The following is an 18,338-nucleotide window of genomic DNA, read 5'->3' on the forward strand; positions in this document are numbered from 1 at the left end:
TTCATGAGGGTTAAATAAAAAAATGCAAGCTGAAATAAAACCGTTCACCATAAGAATCAAATACGCCTTGGCATATTCGTGCCCAATTTTTTTAAGCTTGCTCAAAACATTACAAGTAAAAATCAAGGCATAAACCATAATCAGACAGGCTGTTACCCCCTGCTGATTATGGTTACTTTATTGGTGAACGATTTGGTGTCCCTGGTTTACGAGGGTATTTCTTGGGAGTTGTTTTTTTCTTCTCGATAATAACGATGTTTCGATCGCTACTCTCAATTGGTAATAAAAAGTGGTGAACATCTTTTAGCTTGCCGCCCAGTGTTGCAATTGCTTTCTTTCCATCCTCTAACTCTTCTGCTACAGATGCAGCTTTCATTGCAATAAATGCTCCATCTACCTTCACAAGTGGCAAACATAATTCACTTAACACAGACATTCTGGCAACAGCCCTTGCCATCACTATATCAAAGGATTCACGAATGTCTCCTTTTTGACCAAAGGTTTCGGCGCGATCATGATAAAATGTTACATTTTCTAGCTGTAGTTCTTTTGAAAGTTCATGAAGAAATGTAATTCGCTTTTGAAGCGAATCAACAATCGAGATTTTTAATTGTGGAAAGCAAATTTTAAGTGGGATGCTTGGAAACCCAGCACCTGCTCCTACATCACAAATAGAGTATTCCTTTGAAAAGTCAAAATAAAACGCAGCCGAAATGGAATCATAAAAATGTTTTAAATACACCTCAGGCTTTTCTGTAATTGCCGTTAGGTTCATTTTTTCATTCCATTCGACTAATAATCGATAATATGTTTCAAACTGATTAAGTTGGGCGGGAGAAAGAGAAATCCCCTTCTCCTCCAACATCGATGTAAACAATGCAGTGTCCATATATGATTCCTTTCCTTAGTTAACTCGTGCTATTTTTCCTTGCTCAAGATATACGAGCAGAATGGATATATCAGCTGGGTTAACTCCTGAAATCCTTGATGCTTGAGCAATAGATAATGGATGTACTTCCTTTAAATTCGCTCTAGCTTCATTTGCTAAGCCAGAAATTGCATCATAATCAATGTTTTCTGGAATTTTTTTATCTTCCATTCGCTTTAGTTTGTCTACTTGCTGCAAGGATTTTTGAATATACCCTTCATACTTGATTTGAATTTCAATTTGCTCTGCAACATCTGGGTGTATTTCATGATCACTTGGAGCTAACTTCCGAATATGTTCATATGTCATTTCTGGGCGTTTTAGTAAATCACTTGCTAAAATCCCATCTTTCAATTCACTTCCACCAACTGAGCGAATAAGCTCCTGCACCTCGTCTGATGGTTTAATTCGAGTGGCTTTAAGGCGTTCCATTTCCTGCTCGATGGAGGACTTTTTATCTAAGAACTTCTGGTATCTTTCTTCAGAAATCAACCCAATTTCATGGCCAAGTTCTGTTAATCGTAAATCCGCATTGTCATGGCGAAGAAGTAAACGGTATTCCGCTCTAGATGTTAACAACCGATATGGTTCTGAGGTACCTTTTGTAACTAAATCATCAATAAGAACCCCAATATAGGCATCTGAACGACTTAAAATAACTTCTTCTTTATCAAGAGCCCGACGTCCGGCATTAATACCTGCCATAATTCCCTGGGCTGCTGCCTCTTCATATCCTGACGTTCCATTAATTTGTCCAGCTGTATAAAGATTTTTAATTTTTTTCGTTTCTAGAGTTGGCCAAAGCTGGGTTGGCACAATTGCATCATATTCAATGGCATAGCCAGGTCTCATCATTTGAGCATTCTCTAGTCCTGGAACAGATGCAATTAAACGATGTTGCACATCCTCAGGAAGGCTTGTGGAAAGTCCTTGAACATAGACTTCCTGGGTGTTTCTACCTTCTGGCTCAAGGAAGATTTGATGTCTTGGCTTATCATGGAAACGAACCACTTTATCCTCAATTGAAGGACAATATCGTGGTCCAGTGCCTTTAATCATTCCAGAATACATTGGTGAACGATGTAAATTAGCATCAATGATTTTGTGTGTGTCTTCACTTGTATACGTTAACCAGCAAGGAAGCTGATCAGTGATGTATTTTGTTGTTTCATAAGAAAAGGCTCTAGGTACCTCATCACCAGGTTGGATTTCCGTTTTACTGTAATCAATCGTATGACTATTTACTCGTGGTGGTGTACCAGTCTTAAAGCGCACTAAATTAAACCCTAATTCCTCAAGGTGCTCTGATAACTTAACAGATGGTTGCTGATTATTTGGGCCACTAGAGTACTTTAATTCACCAATAATGATTTCTCCACGTAAAAAGGTACCCGTTGTAATTACAACTGTTTTGGCACGGTATTCTGCACCTGTTTTTGTAATAACACCTTTACATTCGTTATCTTCAACGACTAAACGTTCAACCATCCCTTGAACAAGGGTTAAATTCATTTCATTTTCTAATGCTTTTTTCATTTCATGTTGGTATGAAAATTTATCTGCCTGTGCACGCAAGGCACGGACAGCTGGGCCTTTACCCGTATTTAGCATTCTCATTTGAATATGCGTTTTATCTATATTTTTCGCCATTTCCCCGCCCAAAGCATCAATTTCACGAACAACTGTACCTTTAGCAGGTCCTCCTACTGATGGATTACATGGCATAAACGCAACCATATCTAAATTTATTGTAAGCATCAGTGTTTTGGCACCTAAACGAGCTGAAGCTAAGCCTGCCTCACATCCTGCATGCCCTGCACCAATGACGATGACATCATAAAAACCGGCATCATAGCTCAATGTTACTTCCTCCTCTTTAAGGATGTTCAAAAATCGGATGAACATGACATTTCATCTTGCTCTTGAACTCCATTTATTCTCCTATTTACCTAAACAAAATTGGGAGAACAACTGATTAATTAAGCTTTCATGAACAGCATCTCCAACAATTTCCCCTAAAAGTTCCCACGTTCTTGTTAAATCGATTTGAACCATATCAATTGGAAGATCGGATTCTACACCCGAAATTGCATCTTCAATTGACTTTTTCGCTTGTGCTAACAACGCAATATGGCGAGAATTAGAAACATATGTTAAATCATTTGCTTCAACAGTTCCAGTAAAAAATAGTGACGAAATAGCCTCTTCTAAAGCATCTATCCCTTTTTCTTCTAGTAAGGAGGTCGTAACTATTGGACTGTCTTTAGCAAGTTCCTTTACCTTTTCCATATTTAACTTTTGTGGTAAATCTGTTTTGTTAACAATAACGATTGTTTCCATACCTGAGATAGCCTCAAATAAACGCTCGTCTTCTTCTGTTAACTCATCTCCATAGTTTAACACAAGTAAAATAAGATCTGCTTTTTTCAAAACCTCTCGTGAACGTTCAACTCCAATTCGTTCTACAATATCCTCTGTTTCACGAATTCCTGCCGTATCAACGAGACGTAGTGGAACACCTCGAACATTGACGTATTCTTCTATTACATCACGGGTTGTACCGGGAACATCTGTTACAATTGCCTTATTTTCGTGAACTAGACTATTTAATAAAGATGATTTCCCAACATTCGGCCTACCTATAATAACAGTAGATAAACCTTCCCGTAAAATTTTTCCTTGGCTTGAGGTTTCCAATAGTTTGATGATTTCATCACGTACTCTTGTTGCTTTTTCAAGCAACACATGATGAGTCATTTCTTCGACATCATCATACTCAGGATAATCTATATTTACTTCAATATGCGCTAAGGTTTCGAGTAGTTCTTGACGTAATCGATTAATGAGGGTTGATAATCTCCCCTCCATTTGGCCAATTGCGACACTCATCGCACGGTCAGTCTTGGCGCGAATTAAATCCATGACTGCTTCTGCTTGTGAGAGGTCGATACGTCCATTTAAAAATGCTCGCTTTGTGAACTCACCTGGTTCGGCCAATCTAGCCCCATTTGTAAGTACAAGTTGTAGGACTCGATTAACTGATACAAGCCCTCCATGGCAATTGACTTCTACTACATCCTCTCTCGTAAAAGTCTTCGGTCCTCTCATCAAGGTTAGCATTACTTCCTCTACGACTTGATTTGTATCTGGATCCACAATATGTCCATAATGAATCGTATGTGAATTGACCTCTTTTAAGTTTTTTCCTTTAAAAACTCGATTTGCTATCTCAATCGCTTCATCCCCACTTAATCGGACTATCGCAATTGCTCCTTCTCCCATTGGAGTTGAAATAGCTGCTATTGTATCAAACTCCACTATCTCACCTTCTTATATATCAACATTTCTATTTATTCTTCTTTACAGGAACTTTTCTCCCAAAATGAAAAATGTGAATAACTTTTATTTATTAGTATTACCTAATTATCCACAAGGAAAACAACTCCTTGTTTTCCCAAAATAAACTACACTCCATTTTATCTTATCCACATGTGAATAACAATAATGAAGAACTCTCCTATTTCTAACAAATAGTCAAAAAATCTGTACTATAACACCTTGTTCTTTAAAAAGGCCGAGTCCTTTTCTACTAAAAAAGAGCACAAAAAGACCTAGGCAATTGCCTAGGTCTTTACTATTACTATTACTCTGCAGGTGAAATTACAATATGTCGATTTGGATCTGAACCACTTGAAGAGGTCTTTACCTTTTTATGACTTGCTAGAGCTGTATGAATGACCTTTCTCTCGTAGGAAGGCATTGGCTCTAGTTTCACGTCTTGCTTTGTGCGATTTACTTTGTCGGCAAGTCTCTCGGCTAATTGAATCAAGGTTTCCTCACGTCGGCCTCGGTAGTTTTCAGCATCCACTATGATATTCAAATAATGATCAGAAAAACGATTTGCAACTAGTTGAGTTAAGTACTGTAGTGAATTTAAGGTTTGACCCCTTTTTCCAATTAACACGGCCATTTTTTCACCTGATAACTGGAATGTTACATTCTTCCCATTCCGTGTGACATCCAATTTCGCCGGAACACCCATTGTTGCCACGACTTCTTCAAGAAATTCCTGTGCCTTTTCAACCGGGTCAATTTTCACAGTTACTTTAACAACAGCAGGCTTCGTTCCAAAAATTCCAAATATCCCTTTTTTACCTTCATCGATGATTTGTATTTCGGTGCGGTCTCTTGTTGTGTTAAGTTGAGCTAAAGCTGACTCTACTGCTTCATCGACGGTTTGCCCTGTAGCAGTTATTTGTTTCACTTTTTTGCTCCTCCCGCATTTCCAGATTTCGCTGCTTTAATATCTGGACCTTTAATTAAAATTGTTTGAACAATCATAAAGAGGTTACCTACAACCCAGTATAAGGCTAACGCTGCTGGGAAGTTAATCGCAAAAACAACAATCATAATTGGCATTAACCATAACATCATTGCCATTTGTGGATTATTTTCCATACCCATCATCGTAATCTTTTGCTGAATAAATGTCGTCACACCAGCTACTATAGGAAGAATATAATATGGATCTGATTCTCCCAGATCAAACCATAAGAAATTATGCTCAGCAATTTCTCTCGTTCTCATGATTGCATGGTAGAAACCAATTAAGATTGGCATTTGAATAAGTAGTGGGAAACATCCTGCTAATGGATTGACACCATGCTTTTGAAATAACTGCATTGTTTCTTGTTGCAATTTTTGTTGAGTTGCTTGATCTTTTGAGCTGTATTTTTCACGTAGTGCTTTTAGTTCAGGTTGAATTGCTTGCATTGCCTTTGAACTTTTTGTTTGCTTAATCATTAATGGCAATAAAGCAAAACGAATTAAAAGAGTTACGATAATAATGGCTAAACCATAGTTTGATTCCCCAAATAGTTCAGCAAAATACGTAATCAGCCAGGATAACGGATAAACAAAGTATTTGTTCCAAAACCCCGTACTTTCTGCGGTAATCGGATCATTAACCTGAGTACACCCAGATAAAAGTAAAACCAATCCTATTAGCGCACTTATTATTAATATTCGCCTTTTCAACTACATTTCCTCCTAGTTCTAAATATCCTAAAGGTAAATATGTATGACATATATTTAAAAACATATTCATTCGAAGAAAATCAATATGTACCCTTGTATTCTACCATCTTTGTATGAAAATTTCTTTCTTTCCCTTGAAAAAATCTTCTATTTTTGCACTTTTTTTAACACCTTTGCCACCTTTAATACATGAAGTAAGCTTTTCTTTACTTCTTCATAGTTCATATCTGCAACAGGCTTCCTGGCAATGATGACATAATCCTTGATTTGGACTTGCTCTTTATGTTCAAGGAAGAACTGACGGATTAGTCGCTTAATTCGATTTCTCGTAACAGCGTTTCCAACTTTTTTACTTACAGATAAGCCGATTCGAAAATGTTCGAACCCTTCCCTCTCATATACGTAGACAATAAATTGTCGATTGGCTGAAGATTTTCCAGACTTAAACACCGTTTGAAAATCTTGATTCTTTTTTATACGGTATTCTTTTTTCATTCTTTACAACTCCCGTACGACGAAACAATGTTTCAAATTCTAATGAACATCATGCTAGCTAAAGTGACTTTCACTTATCTAGTATGGTCATAAGAAAAATTGAAATAAACCTTGAAATGATCTATGTTCTAATTTTTTATAAATTCCTATTAAATTCTTTGTAACTAGATTCCTTTAGAAAAAAAGACCACTGAGCTTTCAGTGGCCTATGCTGATAATACTTTTCTTCCTTTTCTACGACGACGAGCAAGAACTTTACGTCCGTTTTTAGAACTCATACGACTACGGAATCCGTGAACTTTGCTGTGCTTACGTTTGCTTGGTTGATATGTTCTTTTCATTATATGACACCTCCCTGAGGAATTAACTCTCAATTTAACACCAGACAGTCTTACTAATTATAGTGAAAATCCGTAAAAAATGTCAACCTTATTTAAAATACATATTTTGGATGGGAATTAAGAACTAGAACTTTTGATTCTAGATCATTACTTTCTCGCTTAAAAATTCTCTCAAAAAAATGCTGTTTTAGTTGAAGATGCTAATTTTCTCATTTCTAAGCGAGTCGCTTTCGCTTTTCTGGTTGGCCAGCTCCAGCGACTAGAAATTCGAGAAACTTCAACTCCTTTGGCAGAGGCAAAGAACGCCTCTTTGTCGGAGTCTCCAGTTTTCTCATTTCTGAGCGAGTCGCTTTCGCTTTTCCTGGTTGTCCAGCTCCAGCGACTAGAAATTCGAGAAACTTCAACTCCTCTGGCAGAGGCAAAGAACGCCTCTTTGTCGGAGCCTCCAGTTTTCTCATTTCTGAGCGAGTCGCTTTCGCTTTTCCTCTTGTGGACAACTTTTTTCGACAGTTTTTTTAATCCACAACATTTATCGACAAGTTTTACACATCATCTTGTGGTGTGGATAATTTTTTTCCACAAGGTATAGATATTGTGGATAAGTTTTCAAAAACCATTGATTATCTAGTCATTATTTGATATTATAGTTTTGTTTTCACTCGTAATAAGTTATCAACATTTTTTATTTATCCACAGAATGTGGATAGTGTGTGGATAGATTTTTTCACATTGTGTATGGTAACTTGTCCACAATCAGTGGATTATGTCGAAAAGATGTTTTTCTACTATATTATATACTTATTCACATATTACCCAGAATGTATATTTATTAACTCGTATTCATTTCTAGAAAAAGAACTGTATAAGGGCTTATTTTTATGCATTTGATAAATCATACCTAGTAGAAAGTAACTTCGGCTTAAGGATGCCGATACCTTTTGCAAAACAAATAAGCTTACAAAGGAGGGAGATTGTTGGAGAATATTGCGGATTTATGGGCAAAAGCACTCCAAGAGATTGAGAAAAAACTTAGCAAACCAAGCTTTGAAACATGGCTAAAGTCCACAAAAGCTCATGCACTACAGAACGATACACTTATTATTACTGCTCCCAATGAGTTTGCTAGAGATTGGCTAGAATCTAGATATCTGCATTTAATTGCAGAAACGATTTATGATCTGACCGGTGCAGAACTCGGAATCAAATTTATTATTCCTCAAAATCAATTAGATGAAGAATTCGAAATGAAAACACCAGAGAAAAAAGCTGCTAAACAAGATGAACCAGCGGAACACTCTCAAAACATGCTAAATCAAAAATACACTTTCGATACATTTGTAATTGGGTCAGGTAATCGTTTTGCACATGCTGCATCGCTTGCCGTTGCAGAAGCACCTGCCAAAGCATATAACCCACTCTTTCTTTATGGTGGGGTTGGTTTAGGAAAAACACATTTAATGCATTCCATTGGTCATTATGTTCAAGAGCATAATCCAAATGCAAAAGTTGTATACCTATCATCTGAAAAATTCACAAATGAATTTATTAACTCAATTCGTGATAATAAAGCTGTCGAATTCAGAAACAAATACAGAAGTGTTGACATCTTACTAATAGATGATATTCAATTTTTAGCTGGAAAAGAATCAACTCAGGAAGAATTTTTCCATACATTTAACACCTTACATGAGGAAAGTAAGCAAATTGTCATTTCTAGTGACAGACCACCAAAAGAAATTCCAACCTTAGAGGACAGGCTTCGATCTCGCTTTGAATGGGGATTGATTACGGATATAACCCCTCCTGATCTTGAAACGAGAATTGCAATTTTACGTAAAAAGGCCAAGGCAGAGGGACTTGATATTCCAAATGAGGTCATGCTATATATTGCGAACCAAATCAACACGAATATTCGTGAGCTTGAAGGTGCGCTTATTCGTATCGTTGCGTATTCATCCTTAATTAATAAAGATATAAATGCAGACCTTGCTGCGGAAGCTCTAAAAGATATTATTCCAAGTTCTAGACCAAAGGTAATTACGATATTTGAAATTCAAAAGGTCGTTGGACAGCATTATAGTGTGAAATTAGAGGATTTTAAGGCGAAAAAGCGAACAAAATCGATTGCTTTCCCTCGCCAAATTGCGATGTATCTTTCCAGAGAATTAACGGACTCATCACTCCCTAAAATTGGGGAGGAATTTGGTGGACGTGACCACACAACCGTTATTCATGCTCATGAAAAAATTACAAACCTATTAAAAACAGACACACAATTACAAAAACAAATAGAGGAAATCATCACCCAATTAAAGGGTTAAATCCTTAACATGATTTCATATTTTATTTTGGACAAGTACTTGGAACGTGAATACTGTGAATAACTTCTTTGTTGTTACACACAGTCTGTCCACATGTGGATAGACTGTTTTCATTTGGATTGGTTCAGTTATCCACATACTCACAGGGCCTACTAGTACTTCTACGGTTTTTCTTTTAAAAAATAAATAAATATATAACCTAAAAATATATGTGCATGAAATAAAAAGTAGAACAATTTCTAGGAGGATTTTTGATGAAATTTATCATTCAAAGAGACTATCTTGTTCGAAGTGTTCAAGATGTAATGAAAGCTGTATCTTCAAGAACGACTATCCCGATCTTAACCGGGATTAAAATTGTAGCCACAAATGAAGGAGTAACTCTAACAGGTAGTGATTCAGATGTTTCGATTGAATCTTTTATCCCAAATGAAGAAGCTGGGGATGAAATCGTTGAGATTAAAGAATCTGGAAGTGTTGTTTTACAGGCTCGCTTCTTTAGTGAAATTGTAAAAAAATTACCTAAAGATACTGTTGAAATTGAGGTTCAATCAAATCTGCTAACGATCATTCGTTCAGGAAAAGCGGAGTTTAATCTAAACGGCCTTGATGCGGAAGAATACCCACATTTGCCTCAAATTGAAGAGAATCATGGATTTAAAATTCCAGCCGATTTACTTAAAAATATGATACGTCAGACAGTATTTGCAGTTTCAACATCAGAAACTCGTCCGATTTTAACAGGTGTGAACTGGAAGGTTGAAAACAATACATTAAATTGCATTGCAACAGACAGCCACCGACTAGCTATGAGAACTGCTCAAATTGAAACCGAAAATGGTGGAACTTATAATGCAGTTATCCCTGGTAAAAGTTTAAATGAATTAAGTAAGATTCTTGATGATACGACAGATTTAGTCGATATTGTTATTACTGAAAACCAAGTCTTATTTAAAACCAAACATTTACTCTTCTTCTCTCGTTTATTAGATGGAAGCTATCCTGATACATCAAGACTTATCCCTACAGAGAGTAAGACTGAAGTAGTCCTAGCTACAAAAGAATTTTTACAATCGATTGATCGTGCTTCCCTACTCGCAAGAGAGGCGAATAATAACGTCGTTAAATTTACAACATCACCTGGTGGGGTTGTCGAAATTTCATCCACATCCCCTGAAATAGGAAAGGTAAATGAAGAAATTCAAAGTAAATCAATTGAAGGTGAAGAATTAAAGATTTCGTTTAGTGCAAAATATATGATGGATGCATTAAAAGCATTGGAAAGCGCTGAAATTCGAATTAGCTTTACAGGAGCGATGAGACCTTTCTTTATTAAGGCTCTTGACGATGATACAGTTTTCCATTTAATTCTCCCAGTCCGTACTTATTAGAAGCAAGAACTACTAGGCCGTGTAAACCTAGTAGTTTTCTTTTCTAGATGGGTTTTCTTTAGTAAAATAAAAGAAAGAAGGCGAAATAATGGCAACAGAAATAGAAATTTCAACAGACTTTATTACATTAGGACAGTTTTTAAAGCTCGCTGATGTTATCCAAACAGGTGGAATGGCAAAGTGGTTTCTCAGTGAGCATGAGGTCTACGTAAATGGAGAGCCGGAAAATCGCCGCGGAAAAAAGCTAGTCAATAAGGATGTAGTAGACATTCCTGGCTTTGGAACGTTTGTCATATCAAATGCATGAGCAGCGGGGGATACCCTCTGAGCTTGCAGCTAAGGGTGAAGCCATTTGTTTATTGAAGAGATAAAACTGACAAATTATCGAAATTATGAAAAAATATCCGTTCAACTTGAAAACAAAGTCAATGTGATTTTAGGCGAAAATGCGCAAGGTAAAACAAATGTAATGGAATCCATCTATGTTTTAGCAATGGCAAAATCACATCGTACATCAAATGATAAAGAATTGATTCGCTGGGATGAAGAATATGCTAAAATAGAGGGTAGGGTTCAAAAAAGGAACGGCCCCCTATCCTTACAGCTTGTTATCTCTAAGAAGGGCAAAAAGGCGAAGAGCAATCATTTGGAGCAGCAAAAACTAAGCCAATATGTTGGACATATGAATGTGGTCATGTTTGCCCCTGAAGATTTAAATCTAGTAAAGGGAAGTCCACAGGTAAGAAGACGATTTATTGATATGGAAATTGGTCAAGTATCAGCTGTTTATTTACATGATCTTAGCCAGTATCAAAAAATACTTCACCAACGCAATCATTATTTAAAGCAACTCCAAACAAGGAAACAAAACGACCAAACAATGCTTGATGTGCTAACCTCACAGTTGATTCAAGCTGCGGCTAAAATCGTAAAAAAACGGTTTGAATTCCTTGTCTTATTACAAAAGTGGGCTGAACCTATTCATCACGGAATTAGTAGAGGTCTAGAAAAGCTTCAAATTGAATATAAACCTTCAATTGAGGTATTAGAAACTGCTGATTTGTCGAAAATGGTAGATGTATACGATGAAAAGTTTGCTAAAATAAGAGAGAGGGAAATTGAAAGAGGTGTTACACTAGCGGGGCCACATCGGGATGACCTTGCATTTTTTGTGAATGGAAAAGATGTCCAGACCTTTGGATCCCAAGGCCAACAACGTACCACTGCCCTTTCATTAAAGCTAGCAGAAATAGAATTAATTCATTCAGAAATTGGGGAATACCCGATTCTTTTATTAGATGATGTTCTTTCGGAACTGGATGATTTTAGACAGTCCCATTTATTAAATACAATTCAAGGAAAAGTGCAAACCTTTGTTACAACAACAAGCGTTGAGGGAATCAATCATGATACCCTAAAGCAAGCTGCAACATTTGAAGTGTCTAAAGGATTCATAACAAAGCTTAAATGAGGTGATGAAGTTTGTTCATACATTTGGGAGAAAATGTAATGGTTCGTTCATCAGATGTCATTACGATATTAGATCGACAGCTTTTAAAATCCTCTTCTATTGTAAATGAATTTTTAGATGTGCAAAAAGACAGAGTGGTAGAATTATCAAATGGGAATACAAAGTCAGTAGTGGTAACGGTAGATAAAGTATACTTTTCACCATTATCCTCTAGTACATTAAAAAAACGATCACACCAAGTGTCTGATTTTGAGACAATTTTAGAAGAACTATAAGGATAAAGAACGACTCGATGTCCAGCTCCAGCGATTAGCCCCTCTAAAGTCACAAGTAAATCCATCAAGAAGTCAAAGAGCGACCTTCTTGCTGTCTTGTGCTTAACGTGGCTAATCAAGGCGCTTGCGCATTTCTTAATATAAAGTGTAGGTGATATTGGTGGCAATGGAAGAAAAAGAATTGCAACAACAAGAATATGATGAGAGTCAAATTCAGGTTTTGGAAGGCCTAGAAGCTGTAAGAAAGCGTCCAGGTATGTATATTGGTTCTACTTCAGGAAAAGGTCTGCACCATTTAGTATGGGAAATTGTAGATAATAGTATCGATGAAGCATTAGCAGGTTATTGTGATGAGATAAATGTCATCATTGAAGAGGATAATAGTATAACTGTAAAAGACAATGGCCGTGGAATTCCAGTCGGAATACAGGAAAAAATGGGTCGTCCAGCTGTAGAAGTTATCATGACAATCCTACATGCTGGAGGGAAATTTGACGGCGGAGGTTACAAGGTCTCTGGTGGATTACACGGAGTTGGTGCGTCTGTTGTTAACGCCCTTTCCACAAGCCTAGAAGTATATGTGCACCGTGATGGAAAAATCCATTATATTGCATTTGAACGTGGTCATGTAGTTACAGAACTAAAAGTGGTCGGTGAAACAGATCATACTGGGACAACCACACATTTTAAGCCAGACGGTGAAATCTTTACTGAAACACTTGAATATGACTTTGATACATTAGCAACACGTCTTCGTGAACTTGCCTTCTTAACTAGAGGGGTTAAAATCACAATTGAAGATAAACGTGAAGAAAACAAGCGTCGGGAGTACCATTATGAAGGTGGAATCAAATCATACGTTGAGCACCTTAACCGTACAAAAGAAGTAATTCATGAAGAACCAGTTTTTGTTGAAGGTGAAAGAGAAGGAATTGCAATTGAAATCGCCCTTCAATACAATGATAGTTATACAAGTAATATCTATTCATTTGCAAATAATATCCACACCTATGAAGGTGGGACACATGAATCTGGATTTAAAACAGCGTTAACGCGAATTATCAATGACTATGCACGCCGTAATAATATTTTTAAAGACAATGATGCCAACTTATCAGGTGATGATGTCCGTGAAGGATTAACAGCGATTATCTCTGTTAAGCATCCAGACCCACAATTTGAGGGGCAAACAAAAACAAAACTCGGAAACAGTGAAGCAAGAACTGTGACTGAATCTGTTTTTTCAGAGAAGTTCGAGGCGTTTTTATTAGAAAACCCGACAGTTGCTCGTAAAATTGTTGATAAAGGAACGATGGCTGCAAGAGCACGTATGGCTGCGAAAAAAGCGCGTGAATTAACAAGAAGAAAAAGTGCATTAGAAGTTTCAAGCCTACCAGGGAAGCTAGCTGATTGCTCATCGAAGGACCCTTCCATTAGTGAGCTATATATCGTTGAGGGTGATTCAGCGGGTGGATCTGCAAAGCAAGGTCGAGATCGTCATTTCCAAGCAATCCTTCCACTGAGAGGAAAAATTCTAAACGTTGAAAAGGCAAGACTGGACAGAATCCTATCCAATAATGAAGTACGTTCCATGATCACAGCGCTAGGAACTGGAATTGGAGAAGACTTTGATATCTCAAAGGCGCGTTATCACAAAGTTGTTATCATGACTGATGCCGACGTTGATGGTGCACATATTCGGACTTTATTATTGACGTTCTTCTATCGCTTTATGCGTCAAATCATTGAGAGTGGATTTGTCTATATTGCACAACCACCTTTATATAAAATCCAACAAGGTAAACGAATTGAGTATGCGTATAATGACCGCGAACTAGAAAAGTATTTAGCTGAATTGCCAAGTAATCCAAAACCGGGTATTCAACGCTATAAAGGTCTTGGTGAAATGAATCCAGAGCAACTTTGGGAAACAACAATGGACCCAAGCAACAGAACAATGCTTCAGGTTACACTTCAGGATGCGATTGATGCCGATGAAACCTTTGAAATGCTAATGGGTGATAAGGTTGAGCCTAGACGTAATTTCATAGAAGAAAATGCACAATACGTGAAAAATTTGGATGTATAACAATTTACAGGATAGTTCCAATACTATCCTGTCTTTACTTGCATAATTGAATGGGTAAAAATAAGGAATTCGTTATTTTATACCCCTGATAAGGGAGGTTTCTTTTTATGACTGAAGGTCAAAATTCGCATATTCATGAGATAAATATAAGTCAGGAAATGAGAACGTCATTTCTAGATTATGCGATGAGTGTTATTGTGTCACGTGCCCTACCAGATGTTCGTGATGGTTTAAAACCGGTACACCGCCGAATCTTATATGCTATGAACGACTTAGGCATGACTGCTGATAAAGCTTATAAAAAATCAGCACGTATCGTAGGTGAAGTAATTGGTAAATACCACCCACATGGTGACTCTGCTGTGTACGATACGATGGTACGTATGGCACAGGACTTTAACTACCGCTATATGCTTGTTGATGGCCATGGAAACTTTGGTTCTGTCGATGGAGATTCGGCAGCAGCAATGCGTTATACGGAAGCACGTATGTCTAAAATATCAATGGAACTAATGCGTGATATTAACAAGGATACAATCGATTACCAAGACAACTATGATGGTTCAGAGAAAGAACCAGCTGTTCTTCCTGCTCGTTTCCCTAATTTATTAGTAAACGGTGCAGCGGGTATTGCCGTGGGTATGGCGACAAATATCCCACCACACCAATTGGGTGAAATTATTGATGGTGTATTAGCAATTAGTAAAGATCCTGGAATAACCATTCCTGAGTTAATGGATATTATTCCTGGCCCAGACTTCCCTACTGCTGGACATATACTCGGTAGAAGTGGGATTAGAAAAGCTTATGAAACAGGAAAGGGATCTATTACCCTACGTGCAAAAGTAGAAATTGAAGAAATGAAAAATGGCAAGGAAGTTATTCTTGTTACAGAACTTCCGTACCAAGTAAACAAAGCAAAATTAATTGAAAAAATTGCCGAATTAGTTCGTGATAAAAAAATTGATGGCATTACTGACCTTCGTGACGAATCAGACCGAACTGGTATGAGAATTGTTATGGAAGTGAGAAGAGATGCCAATGCGAACGTTCTTTTAAATAATTTATATAAACATACTGCACTGCAAACAACTTTTGGAATTAACTTGCTTGCCCTTGTGAACGGGCATCCACGAGTACTAAACTTAAAGCAATGCTTACAATATTACTTAGATCATCAAGTCGTTGTAATCAAACGCAGAACAGCATTTGAACTTCGAAAGGCTGAGGCAAGGGCTCATATTTTAGAAGGTTTGAGAATTGCATTAGATCATATTGACGAAATCATTACTTTAATTCGTGGGTCTCAGACAACGGACATTGCCCGCGAAGGATTAATGACAAGATTTAACTTATCTGAAAAACAAGCTCAAGCGATACTAGATATGCGCTTACAGCGTTTAACAGGTTTAGAACGTGATAAAATTGAAGCTGAATATCAAGAGCTAGTAGCATTAATTGCAGAATTAAAGGCAATTCTAGCAGACGAAGAAAAAGTACTAGAAATCATTCGAGAAGAGCTACTAGAAATTAAGGAACGTTTTAATGATACAAGACGTACTGAGATTCTTGCAGGCGGACTCGAAATGATTGAAGATGAAGATTTAATCCCAAGAGAGAATATTATCATAACTCTCACAAACAAGGGTTATATTAAGCGTCTTCCGGTTTCAACATACCGTAGCCAAAAACGCGGTGGCCGAGGAATTCAGGGAATGGGAACAAATGAAGATGACTTTGTTGAACAACTTTTATCAACATCAACTCATGATACAATCCTATTCTTCACAAATAAAGGAAAAGTCTACCGTCTAAAAGGTTATGAAATCCCTGAATTTAGTAGAACAGCAAAGGGAATTCCGATTATTAACTTACTCGAAATTGATAAAGAAGAATGGATCAATGCAATTATTCCAGTATCTGAACTTGTTGATGATTGGTTCTTATTCTTTACAACGAGAAAAGGTATTTCAAAGCGAACTCCGCTATCATCCTTTGCAAATATTCGTAAAGGTGGTTTAATCGCTGTTGGACTTCACGAAGGTGACGAGCTTATCTCTGTTCGACTAACTGATGGTTCTAAAGACATTATCATCGGAACGAAGGATGGCATGCTGATTCGCTTCCCTGAGTCTGATGTTAGATCAATGGGTCGTACAGCTGCGGGGGTTAAAGGTATCAACCTATCCGAAGGCGACGAAGTAGTAGGAATGGAAATATTAGAAGACAATCTAGATGTTCTAATTGTCACTGAACTAGGCTATGGAAAACGTACTCCAGCAAGTGAATACCGGATTCAAAGCCGTGGTGGTAAGGGGCTCAAGACAGTTAATATCACAGAAAAGAATGGTAAGGTTATAGCAGTTAAGGCTGTAACAGAGGAAAGTGACCTTATGTTAATTACTGCTGATGGTGTCTTAATTAGAATGTCAATTACCGATATCTCACAAATTGGCCGTACTACTCAAGGAGTTAAGCTCATCCGTTTAGATGAAAATGGACATGTAGCAACAGTTGCGGTTGTTGAAAAAGAAGAAGAAGTAGAGGAACAAGAGCTTGAACCAGAGGGAACTGTTGAAGAAACAGTAACAGAAGAAAATGATAATGAAGAACCAACTGAATAAAATTTTTGAAAAGAGAAATGCTGCAAGTGCAGTATTTCTCTTTTTTTGGTAAAATAGTACTAGTATGTGAATGAAAGATGAGGGTGAAATAAAATGCGTGTAAGGACAAGCCAGTTACAAGAAGGATGTATACTATCAAATGACATCTTTTCCTTAACAAATAACCCAATTATTCCTAAAAAAACAGTATTATCAAATGAGCATATACAGGTTCTTCAAAATTTCTTAGTACAAGATGTACATGTTGAAGCATTTTTAATAACCGGCGAACCATTCACCCCTTCTGAACTAGTAGAAGATATTAAGGTAGCCGAAAAAGAAAGCTCAATTGTGGAGGATTATCTCAAATCTGTAAAAGAATACAAACAGTTATTTCAAAACTGGCAGGCTGGTTCACTCGTAGAGGTTGCTAAAGTACGCCAAATTATTCTCCCCCTATTTAAAAGAATACTAGAACAGCCAAAACAGCTATTCTCATTACATAGATATACAAATCGTGAAGACTATATGTACCATCACTCTGTTACACTCGGACTACTTTCGGGATATTTAGGAAAAAAATTAAAATACAGTCAAGGAGATTGTAATCATTTAGCCATAGCAGGCTTACTAAGTGATTGCGGAATGGCTAAAATTGATCCCAAAATTCTTGCAAAAAGTACGTCACTTACGCTTGCTGAATTCAACGAAGTGAAAAAGCACCCACTTTACAGCTATAGAATGGTTGAAAAAATACCTCTTATAAAGGATAGCGTTAAGTTAGCAGTTTTTCAGCACCACGAACGAATTGATGGAACAGGTTACTTGCTAGGGATTACCGGGGAGAAACTGCATCCATTTGGCAAAATTGTTGCAGTTGCTGATGTATACTCTGCCATGACCTTAGAAAGACCTTATAGCAATCGCCAATCTCCTTTTAAGGTCCTTGAGGAAATTAGAAGGGAATCATTTGGAAAGTTTGATGTGAAAGTAGTAGAAGCATTAACAAGTGGGGTTGGAAATATCTCAATTGGAACGAAAGTAAAACTCTCAAATGGTCAAACCGGTGAAATTGTATTTATTGATACATCTCAGCCAACAAGACCACTACTTAAACTGAGTGAAAGTGATTTTCTAGATTTGAAAAGCTTTCGAGAAATCTTTATTGAAGAGATTGTTTAAAGCCTCCAAATTGGAGGCTTTATTTTTAAAAATAAAGAAGTTGAAAAACATTATTAAACAAAGTGCTTGCTTTAAAAGCCTTTTACATATATAATTCAAAAGTCTTATCACTTTATCAATTATTATTTTAAAAAAACAATTGACTTAAATATTGATAATGTGATATATTAATAAAGTCGCTTCGGGGCGATGAATTAGTTCTTTG

The 18,338-nt window shown here is 37.0% G+C and carries 16 protein-coding genes; 8 read left to right on the forward strand and 8 right to left on the reverse strand.

All coding sequences use genetic code 11. The annotated features are described in order from the left end of the window. Nucleotides 1–172 precede the first annotated feature (172 nt). From rsmG to BTHG_RS14415, 8 genes are all read right to left on the reverse strand, one after another. Complete coding sequence (rsmG, locus tag BTHG_RS14380) at nucleotides 173–889, reverse strand: 16S rRNA (guanine(527)-N(7))-methyltransferase RsmG (RefSeq protein ID WP_010677428.1); 717 nt, start codon at nucleotides 887–889, stop codon at nucleotides 173–175. A gap of 15 nt (nucleotides 890–904) precedes the next feature. Beyond that, nucleotides 905–2,788, reverse strand: a complete 1,884-nt coding sequence (gene mnmG / locus BTHG_RS14385; RefSeq protein ID WP_010677429.1) for a tRNA uridine-5-carboxymethylaminomethyl(34) synthesis enzyme MnmG — start codon at nucleotides 2,786–2,788, stop codon at nucleotides 905–907. A gap of 81 nt (nucleotides 2,789–2,869) precedes the next feature. Next, on the reverse strand, nucleotides 2,870–4,246 hold the full coding sequence (gene mnmE / locus BTHG_RS14390) for a tRNA uridine-5-carboxymethylaminomethyl(34) synthesis GTPase MnmE (RefSeq protein ID WP_010677430.1): 1,377 nt from the start codon (nucleotides 4,244–4,246) through the stop codon (nucleotides 2,870–2,872). A gap of 325 nt (nucleotides 4,247–4,571) precedes the next feature. After that, nucleotides 4,572–5,192 carry an RNA-binding cell elongation regulator Jag/EloR gene (gene jag, locus BTHG_RS14395; protein ID WP_010677431.1) on the reverse strand — a complete coding sequence of 207 codons (621 nt, stop codon included), beginning with the start codon at nucleotides 5,190–5,192 and terminating at the stop codon, nucleotides 4,572–4,574. After that, nucleotides 5,189–5,965, reverse strand: coding sequence for a YidC family membrane integrase SpoIIIJ (gene spoIIIJ / locus BTHG_RS14400; protein ID WP_010677432.1), 777 nt, complete (start codon nucleotides 5,963–5,965; stop codon nucleotides 5,189–5,191). Before spoIIIJ ends, jag begins: the two co-directional genes overlap by 4 nt. A 147-nt stretch (nucleotides 5,966–6,112) precedes the next feature. Further along, nucleotides 6,113–6,460 (reverse strand): ribonuclease P protein component, encoded by a 348-nt coding sequence (rnpA, locus tag BTHG_RS14405; RefSeq protein ID WP_010677433.1) that lies wholly within the window; start codon nucleotides 6,458–6,460, stop codon nucleotides 6,113–6,115. 206 nt (nucleotides 6,461–6,666) lie between these two features. Further along, on the reverse strand, nucleotides 6,667–6,801 hold the full coding sequence (gene rpmH, locus BTHG_RS14410; protein WP_010677434.1) for a 50S ribosomal protein L34: 135 nt from the start codon (nucleotides 6,799–6,801) through the stop codon (nucleotides 6,667–6,669). Nucleotides 6,802–7,016: 215 nt separating this feature from the next. Next, the gene (locus tag BTHG_RS14415) at nucleotides 7,017–7,223 is read right to left on the reverse strand and encodes a hypothetical protein (RefSeq protein ID WP_010677435.1); all 207 of its coding nucleotides are present in this window, start codon (nucleotides 7,221–7,223) and stop codon (nucleotides 7,017–7,019) included. 552 nt (nucleotides 7,224–7,775) lie between these two features. Here BTHG_RS14415 and dnaA point away from each other — a divergent pair. The 8 genes from dnaA to BTHG_RS14455 all read left to right on the forward strand — a co-directional run bounded on the left by dnaA (nucleotide 7,776) and on the right by BTHG_RS14455 (nucleotide 18,133). After that, nucleotides 7,776–9,122, forward strand: coding sequence for a chromosomal replication initiator protein DnaA (dnaA, locus tag BTHG_RS14420; RefSeq protein WP_010677436.1), 1,347 nt, complete (start codon nucleotides 7,776–7,778; stop codon nucleotides 9,120–9,122). 254 nt (nucleotides 9,123–9,376) lie between these two features. Continuing rightward, the gene (gene dnaN / locus BTHG_RS14425) at nucleotides 9,377–10,513 is read left to right on the forward strand and encodes a DNA polymerase III subunit beta (RefSeq protein WP_010677437.1); all 1,137 of its coding nucleotides are present in this window, start codon (nucleotides 9,377–9,379) and stop codon (nucleotides 10,511–10,513) included. An 88-nt stretch (nucleotides 10,514–10,601) separates the two neighbouring features. Then, nucleotides 10,602–10,820: a S4 domain-containing protein YaaA gene (yaaA, locus tag BTHG_RS14430; RefSeq protein ID WP_010677438.1), complete on the forward strand. Its 219-nt coding sequence runs from the start codon at nucleotides 10,602–10,604 to the stop codon at nucleotides 10,818–10,820. A 45-nt stretch (nucleotides 10,821–10,865) separates the two neighbouring features. After that, nucleotides 10,866–11,984: a DNA replication/repair protein RecF gene (recF, locus tag BTHG_RS14435; RefSeq protein WP_010677439.1), complete on the forward strand. Its 1,119-nt coding sequence runs from the start codon at nucleotides 10,866–10,868 to the stop codon at nucleotides 11,982–11,984. Between the two features lie 23 nt (nucleotides 11,985–12,007). Further along, nucleotides 12,008–12,259, forward strand: a complete 252-nt coding sequence (gene remB / locus BTHG_RS14440; protein WP_269719505.1) for an extracellular matrix regulator RemB — start codon at nucleotides 12,008–12,010, stop codon at nucleotides 12,257–12,259. A 166-nt stretch (nucleotides 12,260–12,425) separates the two neighbouring features. Continuing rightward, nucleotides 12,426–14,348, forward strand: a complete 1,923-nt coding sequence (gyrB, locus tag BTHG_RS14445; RefSeq protein WP_010677441.1) for a DNA topoisomerase (ATP-hydrolyzing) subunit B — start codon at nucleotides 12,426–12,428, stop codon at nucleotides 14,346–14,348. A gap of 107 nt (nucleotides 14,349–14,455) precedes the next feature. Next, on the forward strand, nucleotides 14,456–16,972 hold the full coding sequence (gene gyrA, locus BTHG_RS14450) for a DNA gyrase subunit A (protein WP_010677442.1): 2,517 nt from the start codon (nucleotides 14,456–14,458) through the stop codon (nucleotides 16,970–16,972). Between the two features lie 93 nt (nucleotides 16,973–17,065). Beyond that, nucleotides 17,066–18,133, forward strand: a complete 1,068-nt coding sequence (locus tag BTHG_RS14455) for an HD-GYP domain-containing protein (protein ID WP_010677443.1) — start codon at nucleotides 17,066–17,068, stop codon at nucleotides 18,131–18,133. The last annotated feature ends 205 nt before the right edge of the window (nucleotides 18,134–18,338 follow it).

This window comes from Bacillus timonensis (genome assembly GCF_000285535.1).
Lineage (GTDB): Bacteria > Bacillota > Bacilli > Bacillales > Bacillaceae_L > Ferdinandcohnia > Ferdinandcohnia timonensis.